This window comes from Paraburkholderia sp. DHOC27, assembly GCF_003429005.1.
Lineage (GTDB): Bacteria > Pseudomonadota > Gammaproteobacteria > Burkholderiales > Burkholderiaceae > Paraburkholderia.
Map to the genome: position 1 here is coordinate 518669 of NZ_QVQV01000006.1, position 17477 is coordinate 536145.

Annotated in this window: 16 protein-coding genes; 7 read left to right on the top strand and 9 right to left on the bottom strand. The window is 62.7% G+C overall.

The annotated features are described in order from the left end of the window. Positions 1–133: 133 nt before the first annotated feature. Positions 134–661: an inorganic diphosphatase gene (gene ppa, locus D0B32_RS20980; RefSeq protein ID WP_117336187.1), complete on the top strand. Its 528-nt coding sequence runs from the start codon at positions 134–136 to the stop codon at positions 659–661. Positions 662–743: 82 nt separating this feature from the next. On the opposite strand, the gene D0B32_RS20985 is transcribed toward ppa, so the two are convergent. After that, entirely contained in the window at positions 744–1097 is a 354-nt protein-coding gene (locus D0B32_RS20985; RefSeq protein WP_117336188.1) for a GIY-YIG nuclease family protein, read from the bottom strand. A gap of 9 nt (positions 1098–1106) precedes the next feature. Beyond that, complete coding sequence (locus tag D0B32_RS20990) at positions 1107–2276, bottom strand: GNAT family N-acetyltransferase (protein ID WP_117336189.1); 1170 nt, start codon at positions 2274–2276, stop codon at positions 1107–1109. A gap of 156 nt (positions 2277–2432) precedes the next feature. On the opposite strand from D0B32_RS20990, the gene D0B32_RS20995 reads away from it, so the two are divergent. Together D0B32_RS20995 and glnK are read left to right on the top strand one after the other, a co-directional pair. After that, on the top strand, positions 2433–4121 hold the full coding sequence (locus D0B32_RS20995) for an NAD+ synthase (RefSeq protein WP_117336190.1): 1689 nt from the start codon (positions 2433–2435) through the stop codon (positions 4119–4121). A 144-nt stretch (positions 4122–4265) separates the two neighbouring features. Continuing rightward, entirely contained in the window at positions 4266–4604 is a 339-nt protein-coding gene (gene glnK / locus D0B32_RS21000; protein WP_117336191.1) for a P-II family nitrogen regulator, read from the top strand. Between the two features lie 189 nt (positions 4605–4793). On the opposite strand, the gene D0B32_RS21005 is transcribed toward glnK, so the two are convergent. The 4 genes from D0B32_RS21005 to D0B32_RS21020 all read right to left on the bottom strand — a co-directional run bounded on the left by D0B32_RS21005 (position 4794) and on the right by D0B32_RS21020 (position 8714). After that, entirely contained in the window at positions 4794–5927 is a 1134-nt protein-coding gene (locus tag D0B32_RS21005; RefSeq protein ID WP_117336192.1) for a porin, read from the bottom strand. A 591-nt stretch (positions 5928–6518) separates the two neighbouring features. Further along, positions 6519–7298 carry an ABC transporter ATP-binding protein gene (locus D0B32_RS21010; protein WP_117336193.1) on the bottom strand — a complete coding sequence of 260 codons (780 nt, stop codon included), beginning with the start codon at positions 7296–7298 and terminating at the stop codon, positions 6519–6521. 16 nt (positions 7299–7314) lie between these two features. Continuing rightward, complete coding sequence (locus D0B32_RS21015) at positions 7315–8028, bottom strand: ABC transporter permease (protein ID WP_117336194.1); 714 nt, start codon at positions 8026–8028, stop codon at positions 7315–7317. After that, on the bottom strand, positions 8025–8714 hold the full coding sequence (locus D0B32_RS21020; protein ID WP_117336195.1) for an ABC transporter permease: 690 nt from the start codon (positions 8712–8714) through the stop codon (positions 8025–8027). The genes D0B32_RS21015 and D0B32_RS21020 overlap by 4 nt, the downstream gene beginning before the upstream one ends. 561 nt (positions 8715–9275) lie before the next feature. On the opposite strand from D0B32_RS21020, the gene D0B32_RS21025 reads away from it, so the two are divergent. Continuing rightward, positions 9276–9983, top strand: coding sequence for a pirin family protein (locus D0B32_RS21025; RefSeq protein WP_117336196.1), 708 nt, complete (start codon positions 9276–9278; stop codon positions 9981–9983). Positions 9984–10196: 213 nt separating this feature from the next. Here the strand turns inward: D0B32_RS21025 and D0B32_RS21030 are convergent, their stop codons facing one another. Further along, positions 10197–10730, bottom strand: a complete 534-nt coding sequence (locus tag D0B32_RS21030; protein ID WP_117336197.1) for a periplasmic heavy metal sensor — start codon at positions 10728–10730, stop codon at positions 10197–10199. A gap of 222 nt (positions 10731–10952) precedes the next feature. Here D0B32_RS21030 and D0B32_RS21035 point away from each other — a divergent pair, with 222 nt between their 5' ends. Both D0B32_RS21035 and D0B32_RS21040 read left to right on the top strand, forming a co-directional pair. Next, positions 10953–11678, top strand: coding sequence for a response regulator (locus tag D0B32_RS21035; protein ID WP_074302045.1), 726 nt, complete (start codon positions 10953–10955; stop codon positions 11676–11678). Continuing rightward, positions 11662–12981 (top strand): ATP-binding protein, encoded by a 1320-nt coding sequence (locus D0B32_RS21040; protein ID WP_117336198.1) that lies wholly within the window; start codon positions 11662–11664, stop codon positions 12979–12981. Before D0B32_RS21035 ends, D0B32_RS21040 begins: the two co-directional genes overlap by 17 nt. Positions 12982–13019: 38 nt before the next feature. Here D0B32_RS21040 and D0B32_RS21045 read toward each other — a convergent pair whose 3' ends face one another. Beyond that, positions 13020–13286 (bottom strand): hypothetical protein, encoded by a 267-nt coding sequence (locus D0B32_RS21045; protein ID WP_117336199.1) that lies wholly within the window; start codon positions 13284–13286, stop codon positions 13020–13022. Between the two features lie 138 nt (positions 13287–13424). Then, positions 13425–15101 carry a sensor domain-containing diguanylate cyclase gene (locus D0B32_RS21050; RefSeq protein WP_117336200.1) on the bottom strand — a complete coding sequence of 559 codons (1677 nt, stop codon included), beginning with the start codon at positions 15099–15101 and terminating at the stop codon, positions 13425–13427. A gap of 614 nt (positions 15102–15715) precedes the next feature. On the opposite strand from D0B32_RS21050, the gene D0B32_RS21055 reads away from it, so the two are divergent. Beyond that, complete coding sequence (locus D0B32_RS21055; RefSeq protein ID WP_117336201.1) at positions 15716–17467, top strand: ABC transporter permease subunit; 1752 nt, start codon at positions 15716–15718, stop codon at positions 17465–17467. Positions 17468–17477: the final 10 nt, after the last annotated feature.

Here is a 17477-nt window from a genome sequence, read left to right on the forward strand (position 1 = left end):
GTGCCATCGGCCGATTGGCTATAATGGCGCATTCCATCCCCCCGGCCGCCGTGCCGCGCCCGACCCGGCTTCAGTGGGTCAGACGCCGTACCGCGCGCTGTGTTCCGAATTCCATCCTGATCAGAGAGCGCTCATGAGCTTCAATCACGTCCCCGCAGGCAAAGACCTTCCGCACGATTTCAACGTCATCATCGAAATCCCCGCGCAAAGCGACCCGGTGAAGTACGAAGCAGACAAAGACCTCGGCCTGCTCGTCGTCGACCGTTTCATCAGCACCGGCATGCGCTATCCGGCCAACTACGGCTTCATTCCGCAAACGCTGTCGGGCGACGGCGACCCGGTGGACGTGCTGGTGCTCACGCCGTTCCCGCTGCTGGCCGGCTCCGTGGTGCGCGCCCGCGCGCTGGGCATGCTGCAGATGACCGACGAGTCGGGTGTGGATGCCAAGCTGATCGCCGTGCCGCACGACAAGGTTTGCCCGATGACGTCGACCCTGAAGTCGATCGACGACGTGCCGGCGTATCTGAAAGACCAGATCAAGCACTTCTTCGAGCAATACAAGGCGCTGGAGAAGGGCAAGTGGGTGAAGGTCGAAGGCTGGGCGGACATGGAAGCCGCTCACAAGGAAATCAGCGAAGGCGTAGCGAACTACAAGAAGTAAGTTGCACGCGGCCTTTTGAGGCCTGGGTAGTGAATCGGAAACCGCGCGAGCCCGTCAGGGCCGCGCGGTTTTTTCATGCTCGCTACGCACTGTGCGTGGCCTGATCCGCGACGCTGGACCCAACGTCAGTATCAACGTCCGCATCAACATCATCATTCACCGGCGGCGCCGGCAACACCGATTCGATCGTGCGCGCACCCGCAGCCAAGGCACGCTTTTCACTGGCCGGTAATTGCTTGACCCGATGTTCGGCGCGCAACGCGCTGGAGCGGTCGGCCATTTCAAACGAGGCCAGTACGTGCAGCGGTTTGCGCGAGCGCGTGTAGCGCGCGCCCGTGCCGTTGAGGTGCTTGGCAAAGCGCGCCTGCACGTCTACCGCAATGCCCGTATAGACGCTGCCGTCAGCGCATTCGATCAGATAGAGAAACCACGGCATGGCTGCGAGTTAGCCCTTGAACGGATTGTGGTCGCGCAATTCATCCACATAAGCATGGATGCCGTTCGTCTCGCTGTCGAGAAAGCGCGCTACGGCATCCGAGAAAGCCGGATGCGCGAGCCAGTGCGCCGAGCGCGTGACGGTGGGCAGAAAGCCGCGCGCCATCTTGTGTTCGCCCTGCGCGCCGCCTTCGAAGGTGGCGAGCTTTTCCTCGATGCAGAATTCGAGCGGCTGATAATACGCGGTCTCGAAGTGCAGGCACGGCACATGTTCCAGCGCGCCCCAGTAGCGGCCGTACAGCGTGCCGCCGGTCCGGTCGTCGCGCTGATAGACGACCAGCGAACTCGCGATGGGCTTGCCGTCGTATTCCGCGATCACCAGCAGCAGATTCTCTGGCATGGTGGCGCCGATCGTACGGAAAAACTCGAGGTTCAGATACGGGCTCGAGAAGTGTTCACGGTAGGTCTGCCGGTAGCATTTGGCAAAGAAGCGCCATTCCTCGTCGCGAATGTCTTCGCCGCGTATGCGCCGCATGGTGATGCCGGCCTCGTGCACCTTGCGGCGCTCGGCGCGGATGTTCTTGCGTTTCTTTTGTTCCAGCGTGGAGAGGAAGTCGTCGAAGTCGCGGTAGCCGTCGTTGAGCCAGTGGAATTGCACGCCTTCGCGTTGCATCATGCCGAGGCCGGTGAGGGCGTCGGCTTCCGTCGCGGTCGGAAACAACACATGCAGCGACGACACGTCGGCCTGCTCGGCAAACGCCATCAACGTGGCGGCGAGGTGCCGCAGCGCGCGCGGGTCAGTGGCGAGCAGCCGGTTGCCCTGCACCGGCGTGAACGGCACGGCGCACAACAGCTTCGGATAGTAGGGCACGCCGTTGCGCTTGTACGCATCGGCCCACGCCCAGTCGAACACGTACTCGCCGTACGAGTGCCCCTTCAGGTAGACCGGTGCCGCCGCCGCCAACCGTCCGCTCTTCGGATCGGTCAACGTGACGAACTGCGGCGCCCAGCCCGTGTCCGGCACCGCGGACTTGCTCGCGTGCAGCGCGCTCAGGAATTCGTGCCGTAGAAACGGCGTGGGCTGGGCCTGCTGGGCGAGCAGGGCATTCCATTCGGCGGCGTCCACCTCGGAGGGCGACGCCAGAATGCCCGTGCGATAATCAAAGCGTTCCTGGTTCAATCTTTTTGATGTTCCGATCTGAATGGCGCGCTGCTGTTGCCGTGCACCGTTCGTTTGTCCGTTTTGGTCCGACCGCGTGAATCTCCAGGTTTGCCATTCACGTCGAGCCACTCCCGTCGCAACCGGCGAGCCGCGCGGCTTGCCTTCGATCCTGCCATGAAGACCCGAATCGCTCTTGCTCAACTCAATGTCACCGTCGGCGATTTTGCCGGCAACGTCGCCAAAATCGTCGCCGCCGCGCGGGCGGCGCACAACGATGGTGCGAAGCTGCTCGTCGCACCGGAACTCGCGTTGTCCGGCTATCCACCGGAAGATCTGCTGCTGCGCCCGGCGTTCTATGCCGCCAGCGCGGCCGCGCTCGCCGACCTCGCCCAGCAACTCAAGCCCTTCACCGGCTTGCATGTGGTGGTCGGTCATCCGCACCGCGACGCCGCGCACGGTCATGGTAAAGCAAACGCGCCAATCGAGCGCGGCGTGGCGCCGGTCGACACTTTCAACGCGGCCTCGCTGATCGTCGACGGCAAGGTGGTCGGCACGTATCTGAAGCAGGACCTGCCCAATAGCGAAGTGTTTGACGAGAAGCGTTACTTTGCAGCGGATCCGCAACCGTTCGTGTTCGAGCTGGATGGCGTGAAGTATGGCGTGGTGATCTGCGAGGACGTGTGGCATGCGCCGGCGGCGCAGCAGGCCAAGGCCGCGGGCGCCCAGGTGCTGCTGATTCCGAATGGCTCGCCGTATCACCTGAACAAGGAAGCGGTGCGCGTGGACATTCTGCGTGCGCGCATTCGAGAGACCGGTTTGCCGATGGTCTACGTTAACATGGTCGGCGCGCAGGACGAACTCGTCTTCGACGGCGGCTCGTTCGTGCTGGACGGCAGCGGCGAGATGGTCGCGAAGATGGCGCAGTTCGAAGAGGGCAACGCCATTGTCGAATTCGACGGCGCGCGGCCCGTGCCTGGCGCCGTCGCACCCGAGCTGTCAATCGAGGCGCAGGTGTACGCGGCGCTCGTGATGGGCGTGCGCGACTACATCAACAAGAACGGCTTTCCGGGCGCGATCATCGGCCTTTCGGGCGGCGTGGATTCGGCGCTGGTGCTGGCAGTGGCCTGCGACGCGCTGGGCGCCGAGCGTGTGCGCGCGGTGATGATGCCCTCGCGTTACACCGCGGACATTTCGACGACGGACGCCGCCGACATGGCGCGCCGCGTCGGCGTGCGCTACGACGAAATCGCCATCGCGCCGATGTTCGATGCGTTCCGCTCGTCGCTCGCGGAAGAGTTCGCGGGCCGCGCGGAAGACGCCACGGAGGAAAACATCCAGGCGCGGATTCGCGGCACGCTGCTGATGGCGCTGTCCAACAAGTTCGGCTCGATCGTGCTGACCACCGGCAACAAGAGCGAGATGGCGGTGGGCTACTGCACGCTGTACGGCGACATGGCGGGCGGCTTCGCGGTGATCAAGGACATTGCCAAGACGCTGGTGTACCGCCTGTGCCACTACCGCAACGCGGCGACCACGTTCGCCAGGCAGGACGTGATCCCCGAGCGCATTTTGACGCGCGCGCCGTCCGCGGAGTTGCGCGAAAACCAGACCGACCAGGACAGCTTGCCGCCGTATGAGGTGCTCGACGCCATCATGCGCATGTATATGGAAGAAGACCGCTCGCTCGCGGAAATCATTGCTGCGGGTTATGCGGTGGACGACGTGAAGCGCGTCACGCGCCTCATCAAGATCAACGAATACAAACGCCGTCAGGCGCCTATCGGCATTCGCGTGACGCACCGCGCCTTTGGCCGCGACTGGCGTTACCCGATCACCTCGCGCTACACCGAACCGGTGGAGTGAGCGGGCGCATTTGGATGTATCTGGGCGGCGTCTGACGAGGAGGCGCCGCTGGAATCTGCGCAACGCCAGCGGCGCGGCGTAGAATCAAAGCTATCGTTTTCCTTTCGACTTTCCACACTATTCCATCAAGAGACGAGGTACGTCATGAAGCGCATCACTGCAGTCATCAAACCGTTCAAACTCGACGAAGTGCGCGAAGCGCTCGCCGAGGTGGGCCTGACTGGCCTGACAGTGACCGAAGTCAAGGGCTTTGGGCGCCAGAAGGGTCACACGGAGCTGTATCGCGGCGCGGAATACGTAGTGGATTTTCTGCCGAAGGTGAAGATCGAAGTGGTGGTGGCGGACGACCAATGCGATCAGGTGATCGACGCGATCATCGGCGCGGCGCGCACGGGCAAGATCGGCGACGGCAAGATTTTCGTGGCGGAAGTGGAGCGCGTAATCCGCATTCGCACTGGTGAGGAAAACGAAGCCGCAGTGTGAGCGCGGCAGGCAGGTAGCGGCGAAAACCGCATCGAAACTGGCACGCAAGCAGACAAAAGCAGTCCGAAACAACTGCATTCGTGCCAATAAAAAACGGTGCGATACCCTTTCAGATATCGCACCGATACGCGCCTCTCGCAGCAGCGTGAAAAAGATTCTAAGACTAGATCTTTGTTTTACACCGTTCGATTAGAACGAGTGTTGAATACCTGCATACACGCCGGTCTGGCTGTGGCCTTGCAGCGGGTTTTCGTTGTAGCCAGCAGACGTGTCGCCGCCAGGGCCCGGGTTGTTGGCATCAAGACCGAAGTTCGCGGTCTTGCTGTTACGTGCCGTAGCCACCTGGATGTCGAGCAGCGTGCGCTTGGACAGGTTGTACGAACCACCAATCGTGTAGATCGTGCCGTTGCCGCCGCCGTTGTTGGCGTTGACGTGGTAGACCGCAGCGATCAGCGCAGCAGCCGGCGTGGCTTGCCACGTTACACCGCCCCATTCCTGATCGGTCGTCGTCGGCGTGCCGAACGGAACGTTCGTTTCACCCGAAGTACGGACACCCTGGTACACAGCCTGGATCTTGAACTGGCCCAGGAACACGTTCACGCCACCGAAGTACTCACGACCGAAGCTGAACGGACCAGCAACCGATCCTGCGCTCGGATCACCCAGCGTACCCGTCGTCGGGTTGCGGATTTCGTCGTACAGACCGCGAACCTGGAACAGCGAGTTCGTGTAGGTCAGTTGCAGGCCGTCTTCACGACCTTGCGGCGTCGTGCCGTTGCCGTTCCAGCTCGTCGAGTTCGACAGCGAGTACTGGCCGTACACGTCGAAGCCATACAGCTTCGGCGACTGGTACGACACGTTGTTGCTCGATTGCGGCCAGTTGCGGCCACGCACCAGCGACGCCGACGACCAGTTCGACTGACCGAACGGGTCAAAGTCCCACACGCCGTTGGAGATGAACAGTTCGCGGCCGAGGAGCAGCGTACCGAACTGGTCATTCGACATACCGACCGTTGCCCAACGATTGAAGAGTTCGCCACCGCCAGGGCCTGCGCCGGTTGCCGTGCTGAACGAGCCTTCCAACTGGAACAGTGCCTTGTTGCCGCCACCGAGATCTTCAACGCCCTTCATACCCCACAGGCTCGTGCCCCAGTCACCGCTTTCAAGGCGCCAGCGCGAGGTCGAACCGTTGTAATTGGCATTCGGAAGGCCGCTGATGTATTCGACGCCGGCATCCAGACGACCGTACAGCGTCACGCTGCTTTGTGCGTGCGCAATTACACCGGCCGACATCAGCGCCGCGGCGAGCAATGCTTTCTTCATCTTCTCCTCCATACCCTGTCAAAAGAAAAACCCAGTACTGCGAATGGTGTCCGGTCGCCAGAGGCGCCGAACAGAAATCCGTACCAGGGAGACGGTTGGGTCGATCGGGGCATGTGGTCACGACGGCGTAGCCTAAGGCTTTCTTTGCGTCGTGCTGGTCCCTCGTCGACCGAATCTCCTCTGCGTTTTTGAAGTGAAACTACTTTTAATCAACTTTGTTTTGGTACTTTGGTTACTAATTTATCAAAAATACACTTCAATGTGAGAAGAAATTGGTCCTCGGGCGAGGAGGTGTCTCCAAATTGCAATAGTGGTGTGCGCAAGGACTCGTTACGGCATCCCGAAAATAGCATGAAACCCTTGTCTGACAAGGGAATCACGGTTCGATTGTGGCAAGCTCAAGGATTGCCACTATTGACGGTGATAAAACGCGGGAGTAGGGCTAAAAGGCGGGACGTTCGCGCATATTTTGGGACAATAGGTGTCCAAAAAGACGGCGCCGAAATAGAAAAGGCGCTCTTGTAAGCGCCTTGTAATACTACATGAACTACAGTCAGCCTGCCGTCTGGCGACCGCTGGTTGTCCTAAACGTTATTTGAGGCTACCCGACAGGAATTGTTTGAGCCGGTCGCTCTTCGTATTCCCAAAGACTTCGTCGGGATGGCCCTGTTCTTCGACGCGCCCCTGGTGCAGGAACATCACGTGATTGGACACGTTGCGGGCAAACGCCATCTCGTGCGTGACGACGATCATGGTGCGGCCTTCTTCGGCCAGCGTCTGCATGACCTTCAGCACTTCACCGACCAGTTCCGGGTCGAGCGCGGAGGTCGGTTCGTCGAACAGCATGACGTCGGGATGCATCGCCAGCGCGCGGGCAATTGCCACGCGCTGCTGCTGACCGCCCGACAGATGCGCGGGATACTGCTTCTCAACGCGCGGCGCGAGGCCTACTTTCTCCAGATACTGCCGCGCACGCTCTTCCGCTTCGCGGCGCGGCAAGCCCAGCACGTGCACCGGCGCCTCGATGATGTTCTCGAGCACGTTCATGTGCGCCCACAGGTTGAAGTGCTGGAACACCATCGCGAGCTTGGTGCGCACGCGTTGCAACTGTTTTGGATCGGAGACGCGCAGTGCGCCGGTCTTCGCCTTCTGTGTACGGACTTCTTCGCCATCCACGAAGATGCGCCCCGAATTGGGCTGCTCGAGGAAGTTGATACAGCGCAGCATCGTGCTCTTGCCCGAGCCCGACGAGCCGATCACGCTGATCACGTCGCCCGCGTTGGCCTGCAGCGAGACGCCTTTCAGCACTTCGTTGTCGCCATACTGTTTATGAAGCTCGTCGACGAAGAGCTTTTGCTTCTTTGTATTCATCTGGGTCCTTGGCGGCTTATTTGCCTTGCGGCCGCAAATAAGCGAGCCAGCGGCGCTCGGCGCGGCGGAACAGCCACACCAGCGTGAAAGAGATAAGCAGATAGAGCAGGGCGGCGAGGCCGAATGCATTGAACGACTGATAGGTGGCCGAGTTCACATCCCGCGCAATCTTCAGGATGTCAGGCACCGTTGCCGTGAACGCCACCGTGGTGGCGTGCAGCATCAGGATCACTTCGTTGCTGTAGTACGGCAGCGCGCGACGCAGTGCGGACGGCAGGATCACCCGCCGGTACAGCGTGAACGGCGACATGCCGTACGCGCGCGCCGCTTCGATCTCGCCATACGGCGTGGCGCGGATCGCGCCGGCGAAAATCTCGGTCGTGTAGGCACAGGTGTTCAGCGTGAAGGCGAGCAGCGTGCAATGCATGCCGTCGCGGAAGAATGCGTTGGTCAGTTCGTGGTTGCGGACGATGTCGAGGCTGTAAAGGCCCGTGTAGCAAAGCAGCAGCTGTACATATAGCGGCGTGCCGCGGAACACATAGGTGTAGAGCCACACGAGACCGGAGAGCCACTTCTTCTTCGAGACGCGCGCCACCGACAGCGGGATCGACAGGCAGAAGCCCAGGCCGATCGACACCACCAGCAACCACAGCGTGATGACGAGGCCGGTGAAGCGGTAGCCGTCGCTATATAGATAGTTGCGCCAGTATTCTTGAATGATCTCGATCATAGATCCGCCTTGCGCACGCCGGTCGAGTAGCGCTTTTCGAGGTACATCAACACGAAGTTCGAGACCGTGGTGATGACCAGATAGATGGCCCCTGCGAGCAGGGTGAAGAAGAAGAACCGCAGCGTGCCCTTGCCGGCATCCTGCGAAGCCTTGACGACGTCGGCGAGGCCGATGATCGAGACGAGCGCCGTGGCCTTCACCATCACCTGCCAGTTGTTGCCGATGCCAGGCAGCGCGAACCGCATCATCTGCGGGAACATGATGCGGGAAAACACCTGCCAGCCCGTCATGCCGTAGGCGTGGCCGGCTTCGAGCTGGCCGCGTGGCACGGCGAGGAATGCGCCGCGGAAGGTTTCCGTAAAGTAGGCGCCGTAGATGAAGCCGAGCACCGCGACGCCGGCCACGAACGGGTCGATGTCGATCTGGTCCCAGCCGAGCACATCAGTGAGGTCGTTCAGCCAGATCTGCAGGCTGTAGAACAGCAGCAGCATCAGCACGAGGTCGGGCACGCCGCGCACGAGAGTCGTGTACACCGTGCCGACGCTGTACGACACGCGGTTTTTCGACAGCTTGGCTGCCGCGCCGAGCAAGCCCAGCACGAAAGCGAACGCCAGCGACAGCACCGCCAGCTTGACGGTCTGCCAGGTGCCGTTGAGAAGCAACGGGCCGTAGCCTTGAAGGGACATATGAGGTCCTTGTCGACGCATGAGAGGCTTACCGCGAAACACGCGCTGACCTGCGCCGCGGGTTGTGCGACTGTATAACGAAGCGCGGGGCAGGCCTATGCGGTCTGTCCCGAGTTCCAGACGTTTCGGGGTGGTTGATCGGGCGACCTCGCTGTGCGTGGCACCGGGGCTTGCGCCCTGGCGCTGACTCCGCTTTCACGCAAGAGGCTTGCCGATCGGACGGACGGTCCCGGTGGTTCCGATTTTTCCGGTAGTTCGACCCGACGGCCGCCGACTCGCGGTCGGCCGTCGCTATTCTAGGCGGTCAAAATTGTCGCGCCGGATCAGTGTCGCTCGTATCCAATGCGTTTTGTCCGCCGGTCGCCCGCAGCCGGTCGCCCGAAAAGCGCGGTATTTTACCCGAACACGCGCAGGGCGCCAGCATGGGACGGCTGCGGCCTCACACGCCCCACGCTCATTGCCCATGTTTATGGAACGCTCCGGTGCGTCCATGCGGATTGTTCCGGCGCCCGCTCGCCCATACATTGTGTGTATCGCAACGCATCGACAAGGACCCGCTCCATGATCGAGATTCGCCGCTCCGCCGAACGAGGCCACGCCAACCACGGCTGGCTCGACTCGTACCACAGCTTCTCATTTGCCGACTACCACGACGCGAAGCACGTGCACTTCGGGCCGTTGCGTGTGATCAACGAAGACCGCATCGCCGGCGGCCAGGGGTTCGGCACGCACGGGCATCGCGACATGGAGATCGTCACCTATGTGCTCGAAGGCGCGCTGGCGCACCGCGACAGCATGGGCAACGGCTCGACCATCCGTCACGGCGACGTGCAGCGCATGAGCGCGGGTACGGGCGTGATGCATAGCGAGTTCAATGCATCGCAGGACGAAGAAGTGCATTTGCTGCAGATCTGGGTGATCCCGCAGCGCGCCGGCGATGCGCCCGGCTACGAGGAAAAGCGCTTCGACGCCGCCGACAAGCGCGGCCGCCTGCGCGTCGTCGCCTCACCGGATGGACGCGAAGGTTCGGTGACGATCCATGCGGACGCGTCGATCTATGCGGCGTTGATCGACGGCACGGAGCGCGCCGAACTGCCGCTGCAGGCGGGACGGCTCGCCTATGTGCACGTGGCGCGCGGCGCGCTCACGGTGAACGGCAAGGCGCTCAGCGCGGGCGATGCCGCGATGATCACCGAGGCGGATACGGTGACGCTCGAAAACGGTGAGAGCGCCGAGGTGCTGGTGTTCGATCTGGGCTCGCTGAATTGAACGACGCAGCGCGACGGCTTGAACGATCGCGCATGGGCAAACGCTGAACCTCGCATGTTGATCAGTGTGCCCAGCGCTCTATAGTGCAAACATGGAAACGCCACGGAGTCCTACCTCCGTGGCGTTTTTATTTGCGGACCTCAGGGCAAGAACCTTGGGAGAACAAACCCAGACTCGCCCCGCCGTCCGCAAGTTTTCAACTGCGAACCGCGCTTACTGATTCGCAGCAGGCGCCGACGCCGCGCCGTTATGATGCTGCCAGTGCTCGTGCATCTTCTCGTGACGCTGTTCCATCTTCGCCCAATGCTGCTTGAGGGCCGTGCTGACGATGGTCTTCTGCTTGTCGTCGAGACCGTTGTAGAACGTGAGCCAGGCGGCCGAAGTCTGTTCGTGCAACTGATGATTCTGCTCTTCCGCCTTCTGATGCATGTCATGCAATGCATTCAGATCGAGGATGGGCTGCTGCTGCATCGACTTCATCTGCTCGTGCATCTGCTTGTGGTTGGCGCGCTCCGTTTCACGATTCTGTTTCATCGTGGTGAGGGCGGCCTGCCATTGCTTCTCCTGATCGGCGTTCAGGTTGAGCTGGCCATGCAACTGGTTCATTTCCTGCATGAAGTGATCGTGATGCCAGCCGCCGGGACCGCCGGGGCCGGGGGCCGACGGTTGAGCGGCGTATGCTGCACCAAGGCCGATGGAGAGCGATGCTGCGGCGACGGCGACAAAGCGTGACATTTTTGTGGACATGAATGGCTCCTTGTAATGGAATAGCCGACGATGCAAACACGGCAACACAGGACGGGATGCATTCGGTAAGACACAGCGTAGAGACCTGCGGACTTTGCTGTGTTACGTGACGGTTGGCCGCTATTACGCGACATTACGTGCCCCTTTCGCCGTAACACCCGGTAACCCTTTGAGGGGGCTCCGGCCCGGAAACCCCAACTGCTGCGCGTTAAACTTCAACTCATGGCTACTCAAATACTTGTCGTCGATGACGACCTCGAACTCCGCGACCTGCTGCGCGACTATCTGGCTCGTCAGGGCATCGAAGTGTCGGTGCTGCACGACGCAGGTTCACTCGAACGGCGGCTCGAACGCGAGCGCCCCGACCTGATCGTGCTCGACCTGATGATGCCGGGCGTGGATGGCCTCACGGCGCTCAGAAAACTGCGCGCCTCGGGCGACGACATTCCGGTGATCATGCTCACCGCACGTGCCGACGACGTCGACCGTATCGTCGGCCTCGAACTCGGCGCGGACGACTACCTCGGCAAGCCGTTCAACCCGCGCGAACTGCTGGCGCGCGTGCAGGCAGTCTTGCGGCGGCGCCGCACGCTGCCGTCGGCGGCTGCGCCGGAGCAACGCGAGCCGTTCACCTTCGGCCGCTTCACGCTGGATTTCCAGTCGCGCACGCTGAATCTCGAAGACAAGCCGCTCACCTTGTCCGGCAGCGAATTCGCGCTACTAAAGATTTTCGTCAATCACCCCATGCGCACGCTGACGCGTGAACGCCTGCTCGAACTGCTGCACGGTCCGGAATACGACGGCACCGACCGCGGCATCGACGTGCAGGTGTGGCGTCTGCGGCGCATTCTCGAAACCGACCCGTCCACGCCGCGCTTCATCCAGACCGTGCGCGGTCGCGGCTACGTGTTCGTGCCGGATGGCGAACAGCATGCGCCGACCCATTGATTCACTGTTCGGGCGGCTGGCGTTGCTGGTCGTCGTGGTCTTGCTACTGTCGCACTTTGCGGGTTACCTGCTGTTTCGCCTCGAGCGCAGCCAGTTCCAGAACCGCTATGCAGTAGAAGAGGCGACCTTCCTCGTCGACGCCGTGCGTCAGCACGTGGCCCACTCGCCGGATCAACCGTTGCCTTCGCGGGTTCGCCTCGTCGACCCGTCCAGTCAGGATGTGCCGGCGCAGGGCACTGACGAGAACACGCCGCTCAACCACTTCCTCGACGACGTGCGCGACCGCATGCCGCCGGGCACCCAGGTGAGGCTCGGCGATCCCGGCAAGCCGCCGGTGCTGTGGGTGCGCCAGCCTACCGACCGCAGCTGGATCGTGGTGCCAGTGCAGCCGTTGCGGCCGCCGCGCTCGGTCGACCGCATGGTGCTCTGGCTCACCATCATCTTCACGTTTGCCGTGATGGCCGCGCTGTTTGCCGCATGGCAGTTGCAGCAGCCGTTGCGCTCGCTCGCCAATGCCGTGGCGCGCTTCGGCCGGGGTCAGCCGGTGCCGCCGGTGCCGGAGCGCGGGCCACGCGAATTGCGTCAGTTGACGCACGGCTTCAATCAGATGGTGCAGGAAGTCGCGCGCACGGAGAACGATCGCGCGGTGATGCTGGCGGGCGTCGCACACGATCTGAAGACGCCGCTGGCGCGGCTGCGGCTGCGCGCCGAGATGATGGACGAGGCGAAGGTGCGCGACGGCGTGGTACGCGACGTCGATTCGATGACGCACATCGTCGAACAGTTTCTGGTGTTCGCGCACGACGGCGCGGATCGCAGCGAAACAGTCGAAGTGGACGCGCAGTGCGAGCGCGTGGTGCGCAGCTACCGGGCTGTCGCGAGCGGCGGGGCGGTGCCTGTGCTGACCGACCTGAAGGCCGGCTCAGGTTTCCTGCTGCCGGCGGCCACGCTCGATCGCATCCTCTCCAATCTGCTCGACAATGCGCAGGCCTACGGCGCGCCGCCCATCGTGGTGGCCACGGCGCGTACCCAGGCGGGTTACACGCTGTCGGTGCAGGACAACGGCGCCGGCATTGCTGCGCAGGATCTGGTCAATGCGAGCCGGCCCTTCGTGCGGCTCGACCCGGCGCGCGGCGGCAACGGCCACAGCGGGCTGGGGCTCGCCATCGTCGAGCGGCTGGTGCGCCGCGCGGGCGGCGAGTGGGAGATCGGCAACCACGAGGGACGCGGCTTGCGTATTCTGATGACGTTCCCGCTACAGGCCGTGCCGCGTACGGCATCGGTCTCGGAGAGCGCGTGGTAATGCGGCCAGGTCAGCACCTCACCAGGCCGCCTGCAAAACTACTCCGAAAATAACGTGTTCAAGGCGGTGGCGGCTTCGCTGTCCACCGTGTTCCACGTCACGGTCTCCGCCTCGAAGATGTAGTGAGTCGTGTACTTGCCGAGCCGGGCGAGAATCTCTTCCTGAATGACTTCCGGCGCAACATCGAGTTTCAGATACCACGCTGTCGACGACAAACGTGTCTGGAAGGCGCCGTATTCGGCCAGCAAATGGTCGAACGCGTCGGCGTCGTGATCGCGGCAAACAATCACCAGATTTCCCTTCATGCAACTCTCCTGGTAGAGCGGTATCAATGCGGTATCAATGGCTTTCCTGTCAAAGCCGATGATACCTGCTTCGCTCCAGCGTGTCGGTGCGGTGGGATGCTGCCGGAATCCGGCAGGCGTGTTATCCGCGCGTACCGCTTACCAGGTGGTGGCGGCCGTGCGGGTGGGCGGGGCGGTGTCGTCGGGCGGCAGCGCTTCGGTGCGGTCGCGCCCGCCGCTCTTCGCGGCATACAGCGCAAGGTCGGCGCGGCTCATGAGCCGCTCGGGCAGATCTTCGGGCGACAGCTCCGTAATGCCGATGCTCACGCTCAAGCTGGCCGAAGGCGGCAGCTTGGTGGACGGCACGGCCTTCAGACGGTTGCGCAGCCGCTCGACCACTTCGCGCCCGGTTTCGAGCGCGGTGACGGGCAGCAGGATGCCGAATTCCTCGCCGCCCAGCCGGCCAATCGCGTCGCTGGCGCGCAGTTCGGCGCGGCAGGTGTCGACGAAGTGTTCGAGCGCGCGGTCGCCGGCGGCGTGGCCGAAACGGTCGTTGATCTGCTTGAAGTGATCGAGGTCGGCAATCGCCATGCACAACGGTTCGCCGCTCGCCTGGGTGCGTTCGATTTCCCGCCGCAGCAGATCGAGGAAGTAGCGCCGCGACAGCGCGCCGGTGAGGGCGTCATGACGCGCCTCGGCGGAGAGCAGCGTATTGGCCGACTGCAATTGTTCGGCAAGGTCGCGGGTGGCGCGGTGGTGACGCCGCTCGCGCACATACGACAGCGTGATCACCCAGGCCAGCGCAGCCGTGCCCGCCAGCGTCAGGAACACCAGCAGATGATCGCGCTTGTGGTTGCGCAGCAGTTCCGGCCACGCAGCGAGCGGATCGACCAGATGCGCGGACAGCCCCGAGTTGAGACCGATACGCGATTCGTACAAGGCGGGGTCGGGGCGATCCATCATGCTGAAGAGTTCGCCGGCCACTGCCGCCGGAATCCACGGCGCCTGCTCGCGCACCTGCTGCATGTGCGGTTCGATCTGCACATTCGGGAAGTCGACGCGGCGGTAGGTGTTCAGGCGTTCGGCGGGGCTCATCTGTTTGATGCGGCCATTGGGCAGCGCGTGGCCTTCGAGCGCGGCGTCGTGCGCCATGATGATCACGCCGTTTTCGTCGGCGACGAACGCGCCCGCATGCGCCACCCAGTGACGCAGCCGCGAGATGCCGACCTTGGCGACCACCGCGCCCACCAGGATGCCGTCGTCATAGACCGGCGCGGCAATGAAGATGCCCGGTTCGCCGCTCGAGCGCCCCACGCCGTATGCCTCGCCGAACGCGCCGAGCAGGGCGTTGGCCAGAAAGCTGCGGCCGCGCATGTCGACGCCCACGAAGTTGCGCGTCTGCACGTTGCTGGCCGCCACGCAGATGCCGTTGGCGTTGACCAGCCAGATCGAATCGAGCCCGGAGAAGCCTTGCCCGTCGTGCAGGAAGGCGCTGACCGAAGCGAGCGTGGGCACTTTGAGGAGCGTCTCGCGCAGCGCGGGTTCCGCCGCGCTGCCGTTCGCGGCATAATTCTGCGATTGCGCCAGGGCGTGCTGGACGACATCCATCTCGGCCATCGTGGCGGGGATGGCGCGCGACATGGCCAGGTCGCTGGCAATCACCTCGGCCATGTTGTCGACGATTGATTCGGACATCTGCCGTTGTGCGCGCAGGGCCGCGTCGAGCTCTTGCTGTACCATCCGGTCCGCGATCATGCCGGACACGAACCAGCAAACGAGCACGATCAGCGCGAAGCTGAGCGGTCCGGGTGCCTGGCGCAAGGATTTACTGTTCATCGGCTCTCAGATCCGTCTGACTTTTTGCATGCGACAAGGTCAAGCGTTACAGCGCGCCGGCGCTGGGTCGTTCCTCTGGTGGCGGGTTGGGGGCTGCTGCGAACCGGGGTAGTCCCACGTGTTCTGTATTACAGCCTGTCGCCCGCAGGCGGCTCTCGTGTAGGGATTTTAACCGCCGCATGGCGCTACGCCAGTCGTTATTGCGGAATTACGTAGGTCATCAGGTTATTAACGGCCACGCCCGGTCCTTTCTGAACGCTGCTGCGGGTTTTCCAGATGTGACCGGCACGGGCTGGAATACGGCTCACGAGTGCGCAACAGGGCGTCGCCGCCCCGAGCGCGCTGTCCGGCGACTCATTTGGGCCAGAAGGTTGTGCCTGAAACATAGGTTGTAGTAGTGTCGTGCCGTCCAAAACAAGGAAAGCTCGCCAGCCGTGGGCCGGCGCCGCTAACGTATTACCGCACACGCGTTTTGCCATGCCTGATTTTCGCTTTCCGGACCGGTCTTCCGAACCCCGCGCCGCGCCTCGGCTCCAGCAGGCCCGGGCAGACAAACCGGCGTCGCCTCGCGCGGCCCGCATTCAAATAGCTTACGCAAACAGGAAGGGCGTCTGATGGACTTCAGCTTCGACCTCAAACGCACCGCCAACGCGTCGGCCTGGCGCCTGTTACCCAATGGCTGGGATTTCGTCGCCTTCCCGTTGATCATCTGCCTGATCGCGATGGCCTCCATCGGCTTTCACCAGACGCTCGCGCCCATGTCGACGCTGAAGAGCCAGGTGATCTCGCTCGCGCCGTCGAATCTGCCCGAGTATGCAATGCGCACCACGCTGCGCATGCTGGCGGCGATGGTCGCCTCGCTGGTCTTCACACTGGTGTACGGCACGCTCGCGGCCAAGAGCCGCCGCGCGGGTCTGGTGCTGGTGCCGATCCTCGACATCCTGCAGTCGGTGCCAGTGCTTGGCTACATTTCGTTTACGGTGACGTTCTTCCTCGCGCTGTTCCCGGGGCGTGTGCTCGGCGCCGAACTGGCGGCGATCTTCGCGATCTTCACGAGCCAGGCCTGGAACATGACCTTCAGCTTCTATCAGTCGCTGCGCACGGTGCCGCGCGATCTGGACGAAGTCTCGCGCGGTTTTCATCTCACCTCGTGGCAGCGCTTCTGGAAGCTCGAAGTGCCGTTCTCGATGCCGGGCCTCATCTGGAACATGATGATGTCGATGTCGGGCGGCTGGTTTTTCGTGGTGGCCTCCGAAGCGATCACGGTGGGCAACAACACCATCACGCTGCCGGGCATTGGCGCGTATCTGGCGCAGGCCATCTCCGAGAAAAACCTGCATGCGATCGGCTGGGTGATCTTGACCATGACGGTGGTGATTCTCGCGTACGATCAGTTCCTGTTCCGTCCGCTGGTGGCGTGGGCGGACAAGTTCCGCATGGAGAACACCAGTTCTGGCGATGCGCCCGAGTCGTGGCTGCTCGACCTGATTCGCCGCACGCGTCTGATTCACCGTCTGCTGGTGCCGATTGGCTGGATCTTCGCCAATGCCGCGCGTGTGCCGATGCGTCTGCCGAGCTTCGACCGCGTGCGTTTTGCGATTCCGCAGCGCCAGAAGTCGTCGCGCGTGGGCGACATCGTTTGGGGTGTCCTCGTCATCCTGCTCACGCTGTACGTCGTCTACCGTGTCGTGACGTATGTGCGTACTGGCGTCACGCTCGATGAAGTGGGCCATGTGCTGGTGCTCGGCCTGATTACGCTCGTGCGTGTGATCTTGCTGATTGCGATTGCGTCCGTGATCTGGGTGCCGCTCGGCGTGCTGATCGGTCTGCGGCCGGCGCTGGCCGAGAAGATCCAGCCGCTCGCGCAGTTCCTCGCTGCCTTCCCGGCCAACCTGCTGTTTCCGGTGTTCGTCATCGTGATCGTGCGCTTTCATCTGAACCCGGATATCTGGCTCTCGCCGCTGATCGTGCTCGGCACGCAGTGGTATATCCTGTTCAATGTCATCGCCGGTGCAAGCTCTTACCCCAACGACTACCGCGAGGCCGCGACCAACTTTGGCATTCGCGGCTGGCAGTGGTGGCGCAAGGCGATGCTGCCGGGCATCTTTCCGTACTACGTGACAGGCGCGATCACCGCGTCGGGCGGCGCGTGGAACGCAAGCATCGTGGCCGAATACGTCCAGTGGGGCGACACCAAAGTCGAAGCGCATGGTCTTGGCGCGTACATCGCGCAAACCACGGCCGCGGGCGATTTCCCGAAGATCATCCTCGGCATTGCCGTGATGTCGCTCTTCGTGACCTTGTTCAACCGCCTGCTGTGGCGTCCGATGTACGCCTTCGCCGAGTCCAAGCTTCGGCTCGATTGACAGCTTACTT